18 protein-coding genes are annotated in these 19,561 nt (G+C 63.6%); 6 read left to right on the forward strand and 12 right to left on the reverse strand.

Annotation, left to right across the window (positions count from 1 at the left end):
• Positions 1–84 precede the first annotated feature (84 nt).
• Complete coding sequence (locus AC1RRT_RS07660; protein ID WP_493013184.1) at positions 85–348, forward strand: hypothetical protein; 264 nt, start codon at positions 85–87, stop codon at positions 346–348.
• A 116-nt stretch (positions 349–464) separates the two neighbouring features.
• Complete coding sequence (locus AC1RRT_RS07665; RefSeq protein WP_493013185.1) at positions 465–1,943, forward strand: catalase; 1,479 nt, start codon at positions 465–467, stop codon at positions 1,941–1,943.
• Between the two features lie 74 nt (positions 1,944–2,017).
• On the opposite strand, the gene AC1RRT_RS07670 is transcribed toward AC1RRT_RS07665, so the two are convergent.
• The 4 genes from AC1RRT_RS07670 to AC1RRT_RS07685 form a co-directional block, all read right to left on the reverse strand.
• Positions 2,018–3,301: a pentapeptide repeat-containing protein gene (locus AC1RRT_RS07670; protein WP_493013186.1), complete on the reverse strand. Its 1,284-nt coding sequence runs from the start codon at positions 3,299–3,301 to the stop codon at positions 2,018–2,020.
• Positions 3,302–3,499: 198 nt separating this feature from the next.
• Positions 3,500–4,720: a pentapeptide repeat-containing protein gene (locus AC1RRT_RS07675; protein WP_493013187.1), complete on the reverse strand. Its 1,221-nt coding sequence runs from the start codon at positions 4,718–4,720 to the stop codon at positions 3,500–3,502.
• 110 nt (positions 4,721–4,830) lie between these two features.
• Positions 4,831–6,051, reverse strand: coding sequence for a pentapeptide repeat-containing protein (locus AC1RRT_RS07680; RefSeq protein ID WP_493013188.1), 1,221 nt, complete (start codon positions 6,049–6,051; stop codon positions 4,831–4,833).
• Positions 6,052–6,205: 154 nt separating this feature from the next.
• Complete coding sequence (locus AC1RRT_RS07685; protein ID WP_493013189.1) at positions 6,206–7,450, reverse strand: pentapeptide repeat-containing protein; 1,245 nt, start codon at positions 7,448–7,450, stop codon at positions 6,206–6,208.
• 155 nt (positions 7,451–7,605) lie between these two features.
• Here AC1RRT_RS07685 and AC1RRT_RS07690 point away from each other — a divergent pair, with 155 nt between their 5' ends.
• The gene (locus AC1RRT_RS07690; RefSeq protein ID WP_493013190.1) at positions 7,606–8,169 is read left to right on the forward strand and encodes a PilZ domain-containing protein; all 564 of its coding nucleotides are present in this window, start codon (positions 7,606–7,608) and stop codon (positions 8,167–8,169) included.
• A 3-nt stretch (positions 8,170–8,172) separates the two neighbouring features.
• On the opposite strand, the gene AC1RRT_RS07695 is transcribed toward AC1RRT_RS07690, so the two are convergent.
• From AC1RRT_RS07695 to AC1RRT_RS07720, 6 genes are all read right to left on the reverse strand, one after another.
• Positions 8,173–9,882 carry a methyl-accepting chemotaxis protein gene (locus tag AC1RRT_RS07695; protein ID WP_493013191.1) on the reverse strand — a complete coding sequence of 570 codons (1,710 nt, stop codon included), beginning with the start codon at positions 9,880–9,882 and terminating at the stop codon, positions 8,173–8,175.
• A 19-nt stretch (positions 9,883–9,901) separates the two neighbouring features.
• Complete coding sequence (locus AC1RRT_RS07700; RefSeq protein WP_493013192.1) at positions 9,902–10,228, reverse strand: cupredoxin domain-containing protein; 327 nt, start codon at positions 10,226–10,228, stop codon at positions 9,902–9,904.
• Between the two features lie 14 nt (positions 10,229–10,242).
• Positions 10,243–10,686 carry a group I truncated hemoglobin gene (locus AC1RRT_RS07705; RefSeq protein WP_493013193.1) on the reverse strand — a complete coding sequence of 148 codons (444 nt, stop codon included), beginning with the start codon at positions 10,684–10,686 and terminating at the stop codon, positions 10,243–10,245.
• A 23-nt stretch (positions 10,687–10,709) separates the two neighbouring features.
• On the reverse strand, positions 10,710–11,603 hold the full coding sequence (locus tag AC1RRT_RS07710; protein WP_493013194.1) for a DUF3034 family protein: 894 nt from the start codon (positions 11,601–11,603) through the stop codon (positions 10,710–10,712).
• A 201-nt stretch (positions 11,604–11,804) separates the two neighbouring features.
• The gene (locus AC1RRT_RS07715) at positions 11,805–13,004 is read right to left on the reverse strand and encodes an ABC transporter substrate-binding protein (RefSeq protein ID WP_493013195.1); all 1,200 of its coding nucleotides are present in this window, start codon (positions 13,002–13,004) and stop codon (positions 11,805–11,807) included.
• 139 nt (positions 13,005–13,143) lie between these two features.
• Positions 13,144–14,019: a LysR family transcriptional regulator gene (locus AC1RRT_RS07720; protein ID WP_493013196.1), complete on the reverse strand. Its 876-nt coding sequence runs from the start codon at positions 14,017–14,019 to the stop codon at positions 13,144–13,146.
• 129 nt (positions 14,020–14,148) lie between these two features.
• Here AC1RRT_RS07720 and AC1RRT_RS07725 point away from each other — a divergent pair, with 129 nt between their 5' ends.
• The 3 genes from AC1RRT_RS07725 to AC1RRT_RS07735 are packed head-to-tail and all read left to right on the forward strand — an operon-like array spanning position 14,149 to position 17,103.
• Positions 14,149–15,126 carry a Bug family tripartite tricarboxylate transporter substrate binding protein gene (locus AC1RRT_RS07725; RefSeq protein WP_493013197.1) on the forward strand — a complete coding sequence of 326 codons (978 nt, stop codon included), beginning with the start codon at positions 14,149–14,151 and terminating at the stop codon, positions 15,124–15,126.
• Positions 15,127–15,137: 11 nt separating this feature from the next.
• Positions 15,138–15,596, forward strand: a complete 459-nt coding sequence (locus AC1RRT_RS07730; RefSeq protein ID WP_493013198.1) for a tripartite tricarboxylate transporter TctB family protein — start codon at positions 15,138–15,140, stop codon at positions 15,594–15,596.
• Positions 15,597–15,603: 7 nt separating this feature from the next.
• Positions 15,604–17,103, forward strand: coding sequence for a tripartite tricarboxylate transporter permease (locus AC1RRT_RS07735; protein WP_493013199.1), 1,500 nt, complete (start codon positions 15,604–15,606; stop codon positions 17,101–17,103).
• Positions 17,104–17,109: 6 nt separating this feature from the next.
• Here the strand turns inward: AC1RRT_RS07735 and AC1RRT_RS07740 are convergent, their stop codons facing one another.
• Both AC1RRT_RS07740 and AC1RRT_RS07745 read right to left on the reverse strand, forming a co-directional pair.
• Positions 17,110–18,645, reverse strand: a complete 1,536-nt coding sequence (locus tag AC1RRT_RS07740) for an alkaline phosphatase family protein (protein ID WP_493013200.1) — start codon at positions 18,643–18,645, stop codon at positions 17,110–17,112.
• A gap of 15 nt (positions 18,646–18,660) precedes the next feature.
• Positions 18,661–19,551: an ABC transporter permease gene (locus tag AC1RRT_RS07745; RefSeq protein ID WP_493013201.1), complete on the reverse strand. Its 891-nt coding sequence runs from the start codon at positions 19,549–19,551 to the stop codon at positions 18,661–18,663.
• Between the last annotated feature and the right edge of the window lie 10 nt (positions 19,552–19,561).

Raw genomic sequence — 19,561 nt, forward strand, 5'->3', positions numbered from 1 at the left:
TCATAATCTGTTAGCCATTTTCACGGAACTGTCTTACCCTTGAGTAATCGCGGCAAAGGCGACGCAGTCGCCGGGGGGAAGAGCATGGGCCAGCGGTATCCGTTCGCGAACTACAACATCGAAGGCAAGGTCGTCACTTTGATCATGGTGGCTGAAGCCGGCATTGCGACACCTGAAAACGCGCAGCGTTCCATGGCCGCCTTCAAGTCGCGCCTGAAGAAGGACGACATCGTGCTGGTGAGCAAGGGCGTCAGCCTGGCGCCCACCTATATCGGTGCGCGACCCTTCGTGGAGCGGTTGAAGGACATCCCGTTGCACAGCATTCCCTGGGGCCAGGTCGAGATGTGACCCGTCTATGATCGATTCAATCGATCATAGTGGTGAAAACAATCAATTTCCCCGATCTGGCCTGACTGACTAGCTTTCCCTCACGGGCATTACCACCCGCCTTGAGGAGAGCCGCCATGACCAAGACCACCCCCACCCAGACCACTGCGCCTGTTTTGACGACAAGCGCGGGCGCACCGGTCGCCGATAACCAGAACTCGCTCAGCGCCGGCCCGCGCGGCCCGCTGCTGCTGCAGGATGTGCATCTGATCGAGAAGCTGGCGGCCTTCAACCGCGAGCGCATCCCCGAGCGTGTGGTGCATGCGAAAGGCTCGGGTGCCTATGGCACCCTGACGGTGACCAAGGACATCACGCGCTACACCAAGGCGGCCCTGTTCAAGCCGGGTAGCAAAACCGATCTGCTGCTGCGCTTCTCCACCGTCGCCGGCGAACGCGGCGCCGCCGATGCCGAACGCGACGTGCGCGGCTTTGCCCTGAAATTCTATACCAGTGAAGGCAACTTCGATCTGGTCGGCAACAACACGCCGGTCTTCTTCGTGCGCGACCCGCTGAAATTCCCCGACTTCATCCATACGCAGAAGCGCGATCCGCGCACCAACCTGCGCAATCCCACCGCCATGTGGGACTTCTGGTCCTTAAGCCCGGAAAGCCTGCACCAGGTCACCTACCTGTTCGGTGACCGCGGCTTGCCGCTCAGCTATCGCCATGTGAACGGCTATGGCAGCCACACGCTGAGCTTCGTCAACGACGCCAATGAGCGTTTCTGGGTCAAATTCCACTTCCACAGCCATCAGGGCGTGAAGAGCATCACGGGTGCGGAAGCCGAGAAGATCATCGGCGTCGACCGCGAAAGCGCCCAGGCCGATCTCTATGACGCCATCGAACGTGGGGAGCATCCCCGGTGGACAATGTCGGTGCAGATCATGCCGGAGCTGGATGCTGAGAAGACATCCTACAATCCCTTCGACCTGACCAAGGTGTGGCCGCATAGCGACTACCCGCTGATCGAGGTGGGTGTGGTGGAGCTGAACCGCAACCCCGAGAACTATTTCGCCGAGATCGAGCAGGCCGCGTTCGCGCCGGGCAACCTGGTGCCGGGCATCGGTGCCTCGCCCGACAAGATGTTGCAGGCGCGGTTGTTCGCCTATGCCGATGCGCATCGCTATCGGCTGGGCGCCAATCACGGCCAGATTCCGGTAAACCAGCCGAAATGCCCGTATCACAACTACCAGCGCGACGGGCAAATGCGGGTGGATGGCAATGGCGGATCACGGCCAAACTATGAACCGAACAGCTTCAGTGGGCCTGTGCAGTCTTCCTACGCTGCAGAGCCGCCCCTGAAGATCAGCGGCGACGCCGACCGCTACAGCCATCGCGACGGCAACGACGATTACGGCCAGGCCGGCCAGTTGTTCCGTCTGATGGATACGGCGCAGCAGGGTCGCCTGATGGATGCGATCGCGGGTGCAATGAAGACCGTGCCCGAATTCATCCAGCGCCGCCAGATCGCACATTTCGCCAAGGCCGACCCGGCCTATGGCGCGGGCGTGGCGCAGCGGCTCGGCCTGCGTGACGACAAGGCTGCCGCGGAGTAGGCCCCAGCCACTCTTGGCCCACCTTCGTATGGCAACAACAAAGCCGGCGCAGACATCTGCGCCGGCTTTTCCATTCAGGCGCCGGACTTGAGCCGGTCGGCCGGTTTCTTGAGCGAGACCGTGACCATCGGCTCGGGTTCCGGAACATTCAGGCAGTCGACCAGCATGGCGACGGTCAGGTCGAGCCCTGCGCAGAGCACCCTGGCGAAATCCACGCCTTCGATCCGCGCCCCGCGCAGATCGGCCCCCTGCAGCTTCGCACCGGCGAATTGCGGGGCAAACATGCGGCCGGTGGGGCGACCGTCGGCATCAGTCAGCTCGGCCGGCAGCAGACGCGCGCCGCAGAAGCTGGCAGCCAAAAGATCAGCACCGGCAAAGATGGTGCCGCCGCAGACCGCGCCATCGAAATTGGCCCGCTGCAAGTCGCTGGTGGTGAAGTTGGTGAAGGCAAGCTGGCTGCCCGTGAAGAAGGCGCCAGCCAGATCAGCGCTGGAGAAATCCGCGGCGCGCAGATCGCAGCCGGAAAAATCCGCGCGCGACAGTTTGCGGCCGCCAAACAGCGCGCGCGTGCCTTCGCTGCCGCCGGTGGCGATCCAGCGCGAATGCGCCGCCAGAATCGCCTCGATCTCGCCGGCCAACGCCAGATTGGCGTTGCGCATCGCCGCGCCGGTGAGATTCGCGCCGGTGACATTCACCGCCGTGAGATCGACATTGCGCAGGTTGGCGCCGCGCAGATCAGCGCCCTGCAGCTTCGCGCCATCCAGCTTGGCGCCCAGAAGGTTGCATTCCTTCATCTTGGCTTCGGTGAAATCCGCGCCGCTGAGATCCGCGCCCGCAAGATTGACGCCATAGAGATTGGCCTGGGCGAAGCTGCTACCGCGTGCCGAGGCGACGGCCATATCCGCGCTTTCAAGCTGCGACAGCGACAGATCGGCGCCATCGAGATCGGCGCCGCGCAACGTGGTGACCTGCTTGCGCGTGCCGTTTTCCCGGTCATCGATCATCATCTGGCCCGGCCGCATATCGGCCTGGCGCAGCGAGGCGCCGCGCAGTTTGGCGGTGTTGAAATTCGCGCCGCGCAGATCGGCGCGATCGAGCTGTGCATTGGTCAGTTCCGCGACGGCGAAATCGGCCGCGAACAGGTCGGCGCGGCGGAAAGATGCTTTGGTCAGGTTTGCGCCGATGAATCGGCAGCCAGCCAGCACAGCGTCATCCAGTGGCGCCCCATCCAGCACCAGCCAGGAAAAATCGCGATCCCGCCGCACCAGGCGTTCACCACCGCTGCGCCGCGCTATATAGGCGGCGTGCCGGGAGATCGCATGGATCAGCTCTGGGGATGGGAGATGGCGGTCGGGCATCGTGGCCTTCTGTCAGCGATGAACCGATACTCTAGCCCGCTGCCCTGACGGCCGCCAATGGAATTGCTCTACGCCTTTCGGTCAGGCGTTCATCCGCAGGCGATGCGTTAAGACGCGGCCAGGCCGCACGCTCGGGCCTCTCTTAAACTCGGCGCGGCTACGCCGTACCCCAGAAGAGTCCATGAAAATGCGGCGCGGCTACGCCGCGCCGCTGAGGCCGACGCAATGGCGCAGGTCGGCGCCGGCGAAATTGGCACGCGCCAGCTTGGCGCGGCTCAGGTCGACATGATCCAGCACCGCGCCGCGCAGGTCGGCGCCGGTGAGGTCAGCATCGATCAGGATCGGATAGAGCGTGCGGCCGGTAGCCTGATGGCTGGCACTGAACAGCGGCGCGCCGACCAGCTTGGCGCCGCGGAAGGTGGCTTCGGCCAGCTGCGCGCTGGTGAAATTGACGCCGCCGAGATCGGACTGGTCGAAATTCGCCTTGTTCAGTTCCGCCCCCAGGAAGCTGGCGAACAGCAGCTGGGCCGAGGAGAAATCTGCCCCCTTCAGGTCGCAGCCATGCATCTCGGCGCCCCGCAGGTCGCAGCTGGAGAAATCGCAGCCGGCGAGCTTCTTGCCGTTGAAGATGGCGCGCGAGCCTTCGGCTCCGCCGGTGGCGATCCAGCGGCTGTGGGCATGCAGGATGACTTCCACCTCGGTCGGCAAGGTGGCGGTCTTGCGGTAGACCGAGCTGGACAGGTCCACGCCCTTCAGGTTGACCTTGCTGAGATCGACATTGCGCAGGTTGGCGCCGCGCAGATCGGCGCCCTGCAGCAACGCGCCATCCATCTTGGCGCCGATCAGGTTGACGTCGCGCAGACGTGCGGCTGTCATGTTGGCGCCCGAGAGATCGGCACCGGCCAAGTTCACCGCGAACATGCTGGCATTGGAGAAATTCGCGCCGGTCGCCGAGGAAACTGACAGGTTGGCCTCATCGAGCTGGGCCGAGCGCAGGTCGGCGCCATCCAGCCTGGCTTCCGTCAGGTTAGCGCTCTGGGTCTTGGACTCGCCGCCTTCGACCATGATCTGGCCCGGCCGCAGGTCGGCCTGGTTCAGCGAGGCGCCGCGCAGCACCGTCTTCATCATATTGGCGCCGCGCAGGTCGCTGCGATCCAGAATCGCACCCGACAGGTCGGCGCGCATGAAATCGACAGCGAACAGATCGGCGCGACGCAGTTCGGCCTTCACCAGCGACCCGCCGGTGAACAGGCAGCGTGCCAGCACGGCGTCATTCAGCTTGGCGTTATCCAGGCGCAGAAAAGAAAAATCTTCGCCGCGGCGCTGCAGTCGCTCGCCCTCGCTCCGACCGCCAGCCCAGGCCGCGTGACGCGACAGGGCGACCGTGATCGCTTGCGGCGGAAATCGGAGTTCGGTCATGCCTCAGGTCTCACAGAAATACGGGCCGCCCCCCGGATAGAACGCCAACGGAGCTATACAGCTAGAGTAAAACAGGCCCTTATTCGCCCGCCAAGCGCATTTCCCGGAGGTTAGCGGTTATTAATCCCGACGCACTGGCGAAGGTCCGTACCCTGCATATTGGCACCGGTCATGGTGGCGCCCGTGAAATCGACCCCCTCGAAGGTGGCCCCACGCAGGTCGGCGGCGCTCAGATCGGCCTGCTCGAAGCGGGGATAGACCACCTTGCCGGTGCGCTGGTTGCGGGCATTGAAGATATCCACACCGACCACACGGGCGCCACGCCAACGGCTGCCGCCGAGCGCCGCGCGCGTGAAATTGGTCCCGCTCAGGTCGGCCATGTCGAAGCTCGCCTTGGCCAGGTTGGCATCGGCAAAGCTGGCAAACATCATCTGGGCGTTGGAGAAGTCCGCGCCCTCCAGCGAGGCGTTCTGCAGTTCGGCGCCACGCAGGTCGCAGCCCGAGAAATTGCAGCCGTCCATCTTCAGGCCGTTGAGCACGGCGCGCTGGCCCTCGGCGCCATTGGTGGCGATCCACAGGCTATGCGCCTTGAGCAGCTCCTCGATCTCTTCGGGAAGCTGGTCGCCCTTGCGGTAGATCGCGCCCTGCAGCGAGACGCCATCGAGATCGACCTTGCTCATGTCGACATTGCGCAGGTTGGCGCCGCGCAGATCGACCCCCTTGAGCTTGGCCCCGGCGAGATTGGCGCCGATCAGGTTGGCGTCCTTCAGCTTGGCGCCAGCCATATTGGCGCCCGAGAGATCAGCGCCGGCCAGGTTCACCGCGAACATGCTGGCATTGGAGAAATTCGTGTTCGAGGCCGAGGACACGGCCATGTTGGCCTGGTCCAGCTGGGCATTCTTGAAATCGGCGCCGTCGAGCTTGGCGCCATCGAGATTGGCAGCGACCGATTTGTTCTCGCTGGTTTCGGCGATCATGATCTGGCCCGGCCGCAGATCGACCTGGCTGAGGGAGGCATGGCGCAGAATGGCACGGCCCATGTTTGCGCCGCGCAGATCGGCGCGGTCGAGCACCACACGGGTCAGATCGGCATTCTGGAAATCGGCGCAGAAGAGATCGGCGCGGCGCAGATGGGCACCTGACAGCGAGGCGTTCCCGAAACCAGCGCGGGAAAGAATGGCATCATCCAGCTTGGCGCCGTCGAGCCGCATGTTTTCGTAATGGCCACCCGCCTGCTGCAGACGCGAACCGCCCGGACGGCCAGCCAGGAAGGCGGCGTGGCGGGACAGGACGACCTGAACCTCGTGACTAGGAAGAATACGGTCTGCCATCGTTCAACCAGCATCTGCTGCTATCCACGAACGGGATAGTTACTAGACGTTAAGCTCTGGCAAATTCGGGCGCAACCGCTAAGTGTAATTCTTACCAATTCTCACAAGCGAAATATCGATATTAACCTTGGATTTCCGGAAAAACCCAAACAACTCAACCGCGTTTAGTGACTCGCATTCCAATGCATTGGCGCAGGTCAGTGCCCGCGATGTTAACCTTTTCGAAGACTGTGCTGGCGAAATCCACGCCCTCGATCGCCGCGCCACGCATATCCGCACCTGTCAGGTCGGCATTGTCGAAGCGGGGGAAAATGGTCTTGCCGGTGCGCTGGTTCAGGGCGTTGTAAATCTCCACGCCCACCAGTTGTGCGCCGCGGAAGGTCGCGCCCATCAGCAGACTGCCCGACATGTTGGAGCCGCCCATGCTGGCCTGGTCGAAATTGGCCTTGCGCAGGTCGGCGCCGACGAAGCTGGCGAACAGAAGCTGGCTCTTGGTGAAATGCGCACCAGCCAGGTTGGTCTCGTGGAAAACGGCGGCGCGCAGGTCGCAGCTTGAGAAATCCAGGCCGGGCAGCTTCATGTTGGAAAACACCGCGCGCTCGCCCGACAGGCCGTTGGAGGCAATCCATTTGCCGTGCCTGGCCAGCTTTTCCTCGATTTCCGCCGGCAGCTTGGCGCCGCGATAGATTGCGCCCTGCATCATCGCGCCGCTGAGATCGGTGTTGCTTAAGTCCACGCTGCGCAGGTTGGCGCCGCGCAGATCGCAGTTGGCCAGCTTGGCGCCATCGAGATTGGCGCCGACGAAATTGGTGTCCTTCAGCTTGGCGCCGGAGAAATCCGCGCCCGAGAGATCAGCGCCGGTGAGATTGGCCGCAAAAAGCGAGGCGCCGGCGAAAGTGGCATTCACCGCATGGGCGTTGGACAAGTTGGCCTGGTCCATATGGGCATGGCCCAGATTGGCCTCTTCCAGATTGGCGCCAGACATGTTGACCGGCACGTCCTGGGTCTTTTCCTTTTCATCCCCCGTGACATCGGCGACATGCTGCACGATCTGGCCCGGTCGCAAGTCGGCCTGGCGGAAAGACGTCTGCTTCAGCGTTGCCATCAGGAAGTTCGTCCCGCGCAGATCGGCGCGGTCGAACAGGGTCTTGGTCAGGTTGCTGCGGGTGAAATCGACGCCGAACAGGTCGGCGCGCAGAAATTGCGCCCCGATCAGCGAGGAACCCGCGAAGCTGCAGCCAGGCAGGATCGCGTCATCCAGCGTGACACCGTCGAGCCGCAGGTCAGCAAAATCCCCGCCGCGCTGCTGCAGGCGTGTCCCGCCCGGGCGGCTGTTGAGATAGGCGTTATGGCGCGACAAGGCCCAGAGAACGGGCTCCGGCGGAATTCGCGCGGACATGGCGATGCTTTTGAATCGAGTGATGAAACAGACAGCGACACTGTAAAGAAAAGCGCCCCGTGTCGCCATGGCTTTGTCATAGCCCATAGGCCTTATTGGCCCCTTCCCAAAAATCGGACCATATGGTTAGTGTTGTTGTATTCAGCAAAGGAGTAATGGCGTTGTCCAAAGGCAAGACAGGCAAGCCGGCCAAGAAGGCCGCAGCCCCCAATCGCCGCCGCTTTGATCGCCGAGATACCAGAATCGCCGCCGAGCTTGAGCATGACGGGACCATGATCGCCGGTACGGTGACCAACCTGTCGCTGGCGGGCTGTCTCTTCGAACCCAGGATCGATGTCGCCATCGGTGCCCGCGTGAAGCTGAAGCTGGCCGGCGAGACTCCGGTGGCCGCCACCGTGAAGGCGATCAGCGACCAGGGCCTGCACTGCCTGCTGCATGCCGGTGGCGTGACGCTGGGCCGCCTGTCAGCCGATCTCGACGACATGGCGCTGCTGATGCTGAATGCCGGCCGCCCGCATGAAATCACTCCGCCGGCGCTAAAGCAGGCGGCAAAGCCCAAGACCGCCAAGAAAGCCGCAAAGCCCAAGGCGAAGAAGAAGGCTGTGGTCAAAAAGAAGGCCGCGAGGACGGCGCCTGCGAAAAAGACGGTCGTGAAGAAGAAGGCCGCCAAGAAAGCGGCACCGAAGAAAAAAGCGGCCAAGCGCAAGCGCGGCCGCTGATCCTCACGCCGAGCGCAGCGTGCCGACGAAGGTGGTCACCCGCCCGAGCAGGGCGGCCGACTGCTGGGAGAGAATGCCGGCCGCATCCAGCACCTGACCGGCCGAGCGATCGGTTTCCGTCGCCGCCTCGCTGACGCCGAGGATATTGCGCGCAGCAGCTTCGGCCGCGCTGGAGGCCTGCTCGACATTGACATTGATCGCCTGGGTCGCGACCCGCTGCTCGGCCACCGCTTCCGCCACCGCACCGGCGATCAGGTCGACCTCGCCGATCGTGGTCTCGATATTGCCGATGGCCTCGACGGCGGCGCGCGTCGCCTCCTGGATCTCGCCGATCTGCTGCACGATATCACCAGCCGCCTTGGCGGTCTGGCCGGCCAGCATCTTCACTTCTGCCGCCACCACGGAAAAGCCACGCCCGGCCGGCCCGGCGCGTGCCGCCTCGATGGCCGCGTTCAGCGCCAGCAGGTTGGTCTGCTGGGCAATGCTGCTGATCATCTGGATCACCGCATCGATGCGCCGCGCCGCCTGCTCCATGCCCTGCATGGTGCCGCTGGTGCGGCGCACATCGCCGACGGTCTGTCGCACCACCTGACGCGAACGGTCGGCCTGCTTTGCCACCTTCTCCACTGCCAGACCGATCTGGTGCGCCGAGATGCCGACCTCGTGTACATTGCTACTGGCCTGGTGAAACACGGTGGCCACCGCTTCCGATTCACGCGCCGAGGTTTCCGAGACCGTGGTCATGGTGGCTGCCGTCTCGCGCAAGGCACCGGCCGCAGTGGCGACATTTTCGAGCAGCGTACGCACACTGGCCTCGAAACTGTCGGCCATTTCGACCATGGCGGCACGACGCTCCTCGGCGATCTGCTGCTTGCGCTCCTCTTCCACGCGCCGGCGCGTCACCTCTTCGGCCGCCTGACGGTCACGTTCGGCCCGTTCGTGAGCGGCGCGCTGCTCGTCGCGCTCGCGATAGGCCTGTTCCTGCAAGGCGATGCGGTCGCGCAGGCTCTGCTGCATGATGGCGAGCGCACGCAGCAGTTGGCCCACCTCGTCGCGACCGGCGGCGCCGATATCGGTATCGAGCCGGCCGGCGGCAATCGCATCGGCGGTGGCGACGGCGCGACGCAGAGAACGGCTGATCCGGCTGCCCAGCAGGCCAGCCAGCACGATGGCGAGCAGGATGCCTCCGCCGCCCATGGCGATGGTCTGCAGGCGCTCCTCCATCACGCGCTCCTCGGCGCGCTGGCGGAACTCGAAACCTTCCGCCACCGTGATCTCGATGAGTTCGTCCAACAGAAGGTGGATGCGGTCTGAATCCAGCCCGCCGACGCCCAGGCCTGCGGCAACCTTGTCGACATCCGCCAGTTCAGTACGCACGGCGGCGATCAGCGTCGCGCTGTCCGGCACGATGGCGCGACGCTCGGCGATCTCGAGATTGTCGAGCATGTTGCGCAGATGCAACGTGGCGGCGTCGCGATGCCGCTTGAGGGACTCTTCCTCGGTCGCCATCCGGGCCGCGAAGATGGCGGCATCCATGCGGGCGAAATCCGACTGCGCGTTGCGGGCGTAGTTGATCGCCATGAGCGGACGGTCGTAGATATCGACCGCCAGATCACCCAGCCGATCCTGCACGACCAGGGCATAGGCCCCGAGGAGCGCCGTGATTCCCGCCACGGACAGGAACCCCAGCAGCAGCTTCCAGCGGATGGTCATGCGGGTGCGACGACCTCCGCTACTTGGCCTCAATCGCCATGGTCATCTTGGGATGAATCAGGCAATTGACCTGGTATGTGCCGGCTTCAGCCAGCGTCACGGCATAGTCCTGGCCGGGGCGCTGCGCACCGCTGTTCTCGGTCTTGCCGCCCGGCGTCTTCACCGAAATGTTGTGCGGGATGGTGTCGTCATTGACGAACATCACCGCAGTGCCGACCTTGGCCTCGAGTTGGGTCGGGCTGAATGCCCGACCCTTCTGCGAGACGCTGATACCATCGGCCGCCATCGAGGCAAGGCTGCCGGCACCAATGCCGACAAGGGCTGCGGCTGCGATCAGATAGCGCATGACCATGGCTCCGCTTACTTGGTAACGGCGTCGCGCTGCATGGGCGCCAGCAGCGCGATCAGGCGGTTCTGCGTGAAGAACGGCACCTTGGCGCGGTCCATGGCGATCTGCAGGTCTTCGACCAGGGCATTGAAATCCGCATTGCGGATATTCAAGCCGGCATGGACCGACTTCATGTCGCCGCCAGAATACTTCACCGGGCCGCCACCCAGCGAGATGAACTGCTCAGCCAGCAGCATCTTCAGGCGCGGGATGTTGGTGTCCTTGAAGAAATCCTTGATGCGCGCGTCCTGCAGCAGGATTTCGACGAAGTCGTTGGTGAAGAGCTCGATCTTCTCCTTGCCGCCGAGATCGCGGTACAAGCTATCGTTGGTCTGCGCCGCCACCGGCATGGCGAGCATGGCCATCAGCATGGCGACGGTGGCCGAGGTGGCAAAAACCTTATCCGTGAACATCATTGGGTATCTCCTGGAACGGGGGATCAGAAACTGACCTGCATGGACAGATAGGCGCCGGTCTGGTCATGCGTGGGCGTCACGCCCGGCACGCCGGCGATGTTTCCCAGGTTGACGAAGGCCAGCGTGGCCGAGACATTCTTGTTGAAGAAGTAGGAGGCGAAGACATCCCAGGCGTCGTCTTCCTTGGCGACGTTCAGGTTGTCAGGCTTCATGCGATATTCCGCGCCGATGGCGAACTTCTTGGACAGCAGAACGGCGGCCGAACCCTCGAACTGCGCCTTGTAGTCGTCGTTCTTGTCGCCGCCGAACCCGAGCAGGCCGAACTGGTTGGCCTTGGTCATGCGCACGGTGCCGTTGAGCAGCAGGCTCTGCGCCAGCAGCAGTTTGGTGGCGCTGACGTAGTAGTCGATGCCCTCGTCATCCTTGGCGCCGAGCGCGCGCACCGTGCGGCCATCGTCATTCTTCTTGTACTGCGCGCCGACCGCGACCTGCGGCAGGAAGCTGTCCTGGTCGTACACAGCATCGCCGAAGAGCTTCACTTTGACGCCGATGATGTCCTGCTCGAAGGTGAAGTCCTGGCCCAGGCCAAGTGTCGCACCGACATCCTCGGTGGAGAAGAACTGCTTGGCGTAAGACAGCTCGACGCGATCATAGAGGCCGACGGCCACGCCGGGCGTCTGCAGAGTGAAATCGCGCAGCGGCACATAGGTGTAATGGCCGGTGAAGCCGACGCTGTCACGGGTGCCGTAGCCGGTGATCAATGCCCAAGGCGTGAGGCCGCCGCCGCCAGCGCCTTCCACCTGGCTGACGCCACCGGTGGCCAGCAGCTTGCCGTCATCGGCATGCGAAGCGGACGGAATGAAAGCGAGAGCCGGCAGCAGGAAGGCTGCGGCGGATAAAACTGTGCGGAACGACATCATTAGGGCTCCAGATGCTGGTGGGGCCAATCCCCTGCTAGGTCACGGCCTTCCTACGCAGCACCGGATCGCACGGACGTTCTCGATCACCGGCAGTTTACTGGTTCATATGGTGCGCTCCCGGTTCGCGTGATGGCGATCACAAATGAAAACGGGCGGGTGTTTCCACCCGCCCGTCGTTACCCGCGCTGATGGCGCGCGTTACATCTTGCAGCCACTCTCTTCCAGTTTAAAGAAGGCCTGCTCGCCGGGGATGGTCGCCAGCTTCTTGTAATAATCGAAGGGCTTCTTGCTCTCGGAGGGTTTCTTCACCTCGAACAGATACATGTCGTGCACCATGCGACCGTTGGCCAGCACCTTGCCGCCCTGGCCGAAGAAGTCGTCGACCGGCAATTCCTTCATCTTCTTGGCCACCGCGGCGGCGTCCTTGGTGTTGGCCGCCTTGACCGCCTTCAGGTAGGACAGCGTGGCCGAGTAGGTGCCGGCCTGGATCATGTTGGGCATGCGACCGGTGCGCTTCTGGAAACGCTCGCCGAATTCCCGCGACTTGTCGTCATTGTCCCAGTAGTAGCCTTCCGTGATCACCAGGCCCTGACCAACCTGCAGTCCGAGGCCATGCACTTCCGCCAGCGTGGTGAGCAGGCCGGCGAGCTTCTGGCCGCCGGCGGCAATGCCGAATTCGGCCGCCTGCTTGATGGAGTTGATGGTGTCGCCGCCGGCATTGGCCAAACCGACCACCTTAGCCTTCGAACTCTGGGCCTGCAGCAGGAAGGAGGCGAAGTCGGTGGCGTTCAGCGGATGCTTGACCGCACCAAGCACCTTGCCGCCGGAGGCCGTGACGATCTTGGCGGTGTCTTCTTCGAGCTGGTAGCCGAAGGCATAGTCGGCGGTGAGGAAGAACCAGCTGTCGCCGCCGGCCTTGGTCAACGCGCCGCCGGTGCCCACAGCCAGGGCACGCGTGTCATACGCCCAGTGGAAACCGAGCGAATGGCAGGCATCGCCGGTAATACGCGAGGTGGCCGCGCCGACCACAATGTCGATCTTGCCCTTGGCCTTGGACAGTTCGTGCACCGCCAGCGCCACCGAGGAGGTGGTGAGTTCGGTGATCATGTCGACGCCGTCGGTATCATACCACTGGCGCGCGATGGAGGAGCCGAGATCGGGCTTGTTTTGGTGATCGGCCGAGATCAGCTCGATCTTCTGGCCCAGCACGCTGCCGCCGAAATCCTCGATCGCCATCTTAGCGGCCTCGACCGAGAACTTGCCGCCGTAATCGGCATAGACGCCCGACTGGTCATTGAGTACGCCGATCTTCACACCTTGCGCGGAAGCCGGGGTGGCGACGGCTAGCGAAACGGCAAGCGCCGCAGCAAGGCCGGCAGGAATGGCATGTTTCGTCACGGGTAATCCTCCAAGGTTTTTGTTGTTTATCGACCGCCATCGTCCTGCGATTTCGCAGACCGGGCAACGGTACTCCAGCCTTTTGTAACGCTGTTTTTATAGGTTCGTTCAATTGGTTCTGCTGCTGCAATGCAGCGTATCAACCCAGCAGGGCGGCCAGCACGGGCACCGAGGGGTTACCGGTGCCGCGGCGCCAGGCGAGATAAAGCTCGGCGATGCGATTGGGGTTGATGGCGATGGGCCGCAGCACCACGCCGCGGAAGCGCAGATTGCCGGCCGCCTGCGGCACGAGTGCCAGCCCCAGCCCCGCCTTCACCAGGCCGAGAATCGAATGAATCTGCCCAATATGCTGCACATAAGAGGGCGACACGCGGGCCTCAGCGAAGATCGCTGCCAGCAGGTCATAGAAATAGCGCGCCTCGTAAGGCGAATAGGTGATCATCGGCTGGCCGTCGAGATCGGCCAGCGTGACCTCTTCCGCCCTGGCCAGCACATGGCCATCCGGCACGGCCAGGATCAACGGCTCGCGCACCACGCATTTCGATTCCAGCTCGACGCGACTGAAGGGCGGGCGGATCAAGCCGATATCGATGCGCCCGGTGGCCAGCGCCTCGAGCTGATCGGCCGAGACCATCTCGCGCAGGATGATGTCGATATCGGGAACCGCGGTGCGGAAGGTGGCGAGCAGCTTGGGCAGGAAGTCGTAGCCCGAGGCGGCCGTGAAGCCGATGGTGACCCGGCCAGCCTCGCCGCGCGCCATGCGCTTAGCTGACAGCGCCGCCGCTTCGGCCAGACGCAGCAACCGCCGCGCCTCCGGGAGGAAGCCGGCGCCGGCCGGGGTGAGCACGACCGATCGACTGGTGCGATCAAACAGCCGCACCTCAAGAGCATGTTCCAGCAACTGGATCTGCCGGCTGAGCGGCGGCTGGGTCAGGTTAAGGCGACGGGCGGCCCGGCCGAAATGCAGTTCCTCGGCCACTGCCACGAAGCATCTGAGCTGTCCGAGTTCGAACATTGATCCAAAAAAGGTATTGATCCATCCTGAAATTAACTCACTCGCGCATGGACTGTCCACTACCATGCCCGGCAGAGGCGGCACAGACCGCCCGGCATCACATGCATGCATGTTCTTGGAGGAACACCGATGAACACCTTGATCAAGGCCGTCGCCCTGACGGCCATCGCCGCCGTCGCCTTTGCCGCGCCCGTTATGGCGCAGGACTTCAAGGGTCCCGTGCGCATCATCGTGCCGTTCGCGCCCGGCGGCACATCCGACATTCTCGCCCGCCTGATCGGGCCGAAACTCTCCGAGGCGATCGGCCAGTCGGTCGTGGTCGAGAACAAGCCCGGCGCTGCCGGCAATCTCGGCGCCGATGCGGTGGCCAAGGCCAAGCCGGACGGCCATACCCTGCTGCTGCTCGATGTCGGGTCGCTCTCGACCGCGCCGAGCCTGTTCCCCGACCTCACCTATAATGTCGAGAAGGACCTCGCGCCGGTCGGCATGGTGATGTTCGGCCCCTATGTGCTGGCCGTGCATCCCTCGGTCCCCGCCACCAACGCGAAAGAGCTGATCGCCTACGCCAAGGCCAATCCGGGCAAGCTGGCGGTGGCCAATTCCGGCGTCGGCGCGGTCAACCACATCACCGGCGTGATGATCGCCAAGCAGCTCGGCCTCGAATGGAAGGCCGTACCCTACAAGGGCGGGGCGGCCGCCTCGCGCGCCGTCGTCGCGGGCGAGAGCAACGTGATCATCAACGGCACCACCGCGACGCTGCCGTTTGTCGCCAACAAGCAGCTGGTCGGCATCGCGGTGAGCGGCGATGAGCGCCTGTCCAGCGCGAAGGACCTGCCGACCTTCAAGGAAGCCGGCATCCCCGCCGCCGACTCCGGCACCTGGCAGGGCCTGCTGGCCACCGGCGGCACGCCGCCGGCGACCGTGAACCGCCTGAATACCGAGCTGAAGAAGATTCTCGCCATGCCTGACGTGCAGGCCAAGATCGCCGAGCAGGGCGGCGTGGTGAAGGTGGGCTCGCCCGATGATTTCAAGACCTGGCTCTCGGCCAGCATCAAGACCTGGGGCGGCATCATCAAGGAAGCCGGCATCAAGCCCGCCAACGACTGAGCATAGCACCTGTGACCAAGCGCATAGACTGGCCGGACCTCCTCCTCGGCCTGTTCCTGATCCTGGTCGCGACGATCACCCTCGTTGCGACCAGGAAGCTTTCCGTCGGCATCGCATCGGACATGGGTCCGGGCTACGTGCCGCGTGTCGTTGCCTTCGGCCTGATCGGCTTCGGTGTCTTTTTCCTGATCCGCGGTTTCCTCTCGGCCTGGCAAGGCATCGCCGCCGTGCAGATGCGGCCGCTGATCTGCATCGCGCTGTCCGTCGGCGTCTTCGCCCTGCTGGCCGAACGTGCCGGCCTGGTGTTGGCCTCGCTGACCTGCATCATCGCCGCCGCCGTCGCAACGAAAGAGGTGCGGCCAGTCGAAGCCGTGCTGTTCGGTTGCGTGATGGCCGGGCTTTCCGTGTTGCTGTTCGTCAAGGTTCTGGCGCTGCCAGTGCCGGTCTGGCCGCCCGGCCTGTTCGAGTGAGTGCGTCATGGAGCTGATCGACAATCTTCTGCTGGGACTGAGCACCGCCTTTCAGCTCAAGAATTTGATGTTCTGCCTGATCGGCGCGCTGATTGGCACAGCCATCGGCGTGCTGCCCGGCATCGGGCCTATTCCCACCGTGGCGCTGCTGCTGCCGTTCACCTACGGCCTCGATCCGGCCTCGGCCATGATCATGCTGGCCGGCATCTTCTACGGCGCGCAATACGGCGGTTCGACCACTGCCATCCTGGTCAATGTTCCAGGTGAAACATCATCTGTCGTGACCTGCATCGACGGCCATGAGATGGCCAAGCGCGGCCGCGCCGGCGCGGCATTGGCGACGGCGGCGATATCCTCCTTCTTCGCCGGCACGGTCGCCACCGTGGTGATCGCGGTACTCAGCCTGCCGCTGGCGGCACTCGCTTTGAAATTCACGGCTGTCGAATACTTCAGCCTGCTGGTACTCGGCCTGATCGCCGCCGTGGTGATGGCGCATGGCTCGGTGATGAAATCGCTGGCCATGGTGCTGCTCGGCCTGCTGATCGGCCTGGTGGGCATGGATGTGAATTCCGGCGTGACGCGCATGACTTTCGGAATTGCCGATCTCTCCGACGGCCTCGACTTCGTACCCGTTGCCATGGGCCTGTTCGGTCTGGGTGAGATCATCGCCAACCTGGAGCGCAAGGAAGACCGCCGTGTGGTCACGCAATCCTTCCGCGACCTGATCCCAACCATGGCCGACATGAAGGCCGCCTTCCCCGCCATGCTGCGCGGCACGATGGTCGGCTCTTTCCTCGGCGTGCTGCCCGGCGGCGGCGCGGCCCTGCCGCCCTTCACGGCCTATGCGCTGGAGAAGAAGCTGGCGAAGGACCCGTCGCGTTTCGGCAAGGGCGCCATCGAGGGCGTAGCCGGGCCGGAAGCGGCCAACAATGCCGGCGCACAGACCAGCTTCATCCCGCTGCTGACGCTCGGCATTCCCTCGAATGCGCTGATGGCGCTGATGATCGGCGCGCTCATGATGCAGGGCATCCAGCCAGGCCCGCAGGTGATGACCGAGCAGCCGGCGCTCGTCTGGGGCCTGATTGCCAGCATGTGGGTCGGTAACCTGATGCTGCTGGTGATCAACCTGCCGCTGGTCGGCGTCTGGGTCTCGATGCTGAAGATCCCCTATCGCCTGCTCTTCCCCGCCATCGTGCTATTCTGCTGCATCGGCACTTATGGCATCTCGAACAGCCTGTTCAATGTCTGGCTGATGCTGGGCTGCGCGGTGATCGGCTATTTCTTCATCAAGATCGGTGTCGAACCGGCGCCACTGCTGCTCGGCCTGGTGCTGGGACCGCAGCTGGAGGAAAACTTCCGCCGCGCCATGTTGCTGGCCGACGGCGACTTCACTGTCTTCCTGCGCCACCCGATCAGCGCCACCCTGCTGGGCATCGTGGCGCTGCTGCTGCTGGCGATGCTGTCGCCGGCCATCCTGCGCAAGCGCAAGCAGGCGTTGACGGAATAACAGCCGTCAACGCCGTTCCTGCAGGCCCTCGGGGCTGGCGCGATACCCGGTCAGCGTTCGGTCGGCATGGGCCAGCCGCCAGTTCAGCATCTTCTGCGCATATTCCATGATCTTCGGCGCATAGGCCGGATCAGCGGCACGGTTGTCGAGTTGCGCCGGATCCTGCTTCAGATCGAAGAACAGCGGCGGCAGGGCGGCGAAGTGGACGTATTTGTAGTCCGCATCCTGCACCACGGCGAGCGAACTCTGGTCCATCGCCGTGCCCAGAACGCCCTCCGGCTTGGAATAGAAAATGTCGCGGAAGTCGAATTCGTAATGCACCTCGGTGCGCCAGTCCGCCGGCGCTGCGCCATAGGTGAAAGGCAGCAGTGAACGGCCGTCGCACTGGCGGGGCACCGGCGCGCCGATCCACTCCAGGATGGTCGGCATGGTGTCGACCGTCTCGGTGAAACTGTCGACGATCTGGCCGCGCGTGGCGTCGGCTGATTCATCCGGATTGTAGATGATCATCGGGATACGGAAGCTGCCGTCGAAATAGCCGACCTTGCCCAGCAAGTAGTGATCACCGAGCTGCTCGCCATGGTCGCAGGTGAAGACGATCAGCGTGTCGTCCCACTGGCCGCTGTCCTTAAGGAACTGGAAGACGCGGCCGAGATGATCGTCCACTTCGCTCATCAGGCCGAAATAGGTCGCGCGCATGACGCGCACATCCTCCTCGGTCATCGCCGAACCCAGCTTGCTGGCGCCCTGGAAGAAGCCGCGCTGGTTCACATGGTCGATATAGAACTTGTGCAGCGGATGCGCCTTGCCGGCCTCTTCCGGCGTCGCGGCGCGCACCGGCGGCGCCATGTCGGCCGGATCGTACATGCTGTTATAGGGCTCGGGCGCGATGAAGGGCGGATGCGGACGGTAATAGCCCAGATGCAGGAACCAGTTCCGGTTGCTGGCGCCGTTCAGATAGGTAAGCGCGCGTTCGGTGAACCAGGCGGTATCGGTCAGATCCTTGTGCAGCTGGCCGGCGCTGCGCGTCGCGCCCGGTGTGCCTTCCTTGGGACGCCAGATATCCTCGGGGTTGTCGGGCAGCTGATGGCCCTTGGAGGCGACCCAGGCGAAATAGGCTTCCTTGTAAGGCTCGAAGACGCCGACCGGGCGGAAACCATCCATGATATCGCCCAGCACAAAGAATCGCGGATCGTTTGGCCCTGTCGTCCTCGGATCTGGAGTCGTGGTCGTATAGCCGATCAGCGCCGGATCATAGCCAGCCTTGCGCAGTTCATGCCCCAGATTGGTGAAGCGCTTGTCGAGCGGGATGGTGTTCTGCACCGCGCGATGCGTCATCTGGTAGAGGCCAGTGAGCAGCGAGGCGCGCGCCGGGCCGCAAGGTACGGCCGTGGTGAAATGGTTGCGGAAAGTGACGCCCTGGCTGCACAGGAAATCAAGGTTCGGCGTCTTCAGGCCCGGCGTGCCGAGATGAGACAGAATATCGCCGCGCCATTGATCGACGACGATGAGCAGGATGTTCTTGCGGGCCTTGTCGGTCATGGCTTTCTTCTTCGCTTAACGCAGGGTGGGATCGAGACGATCGCGCAGCCAGTCGCCCAGCATGCTGATCGAGAGGGTGGTGAGGACGATGACGGCGCTGGGCGCCAGCATGATCCAGGGGGCACGCGTGATGTATTCGCGGCCATAACCGACCATGTTGCCCAGCGAAGTCAACGGCGGCTGCACGCCGAGCCCCAGAAAGGATAGACCACTTTCCAGAAGGATGATCTCGGGGAAGGTCAGCGTCATCGACACGATCAGGGTGGAGGCGATATTCGGCAGCACATGACGGCCGTAAATGCGGAAAGACCCGGCGCCGAGATTGCGCACCGCCGACGCATAGCCCTGCTCGTTGGCTGACAGCGCCAGGCCGCGCGCGATGCGGGCATAGCGTTCCCAGCTGTGGAATCCCATCAGCACGACAAACAGCGTGATCGAATTTCCGAAGAAGGCCAGCACCGACAGCGCGATGATCATGAAGGGCATGCTGGCCTGGAAGTCGATCAGCACCAGAATTAGTGATTCGACCTTGCCACGCAGATGCGCGGCAAGAATCCCCAGCGTCGTGCCCATGCCGGCGGCGATCAGCGTGCCGAAGAAGGCGATCAGGATACTCATACGGATCGACATGATCAGGCGTGACAGCACGTCACGGCCGAGTTCATCGGTGCCAAGCGCATGGTTCCACGCGCCACCCATGCCGATCGGCGGCTGCAGCCGCGCCTTGAGGTCGAAAGCCGTGAAGCTGTAGGGCGTCAGATGGTCGGCACCCAGCGCCAGCACCAGCATGATGGCGATCCATAACAGTGCCAGCAGCACGCCCGGCGGCCAGGCGGCGAGGAAGCGCTTCAGCGCGGCGCCGCGATCGGGACGTTCAGCCGGCAAAGACGTGGCGATATCGGTCATGGTACTGCCG

The sequence above is a fragment of the Ferrovibrio sp. GW821-FHT12B10 genome (assembly GCF_058807515.1).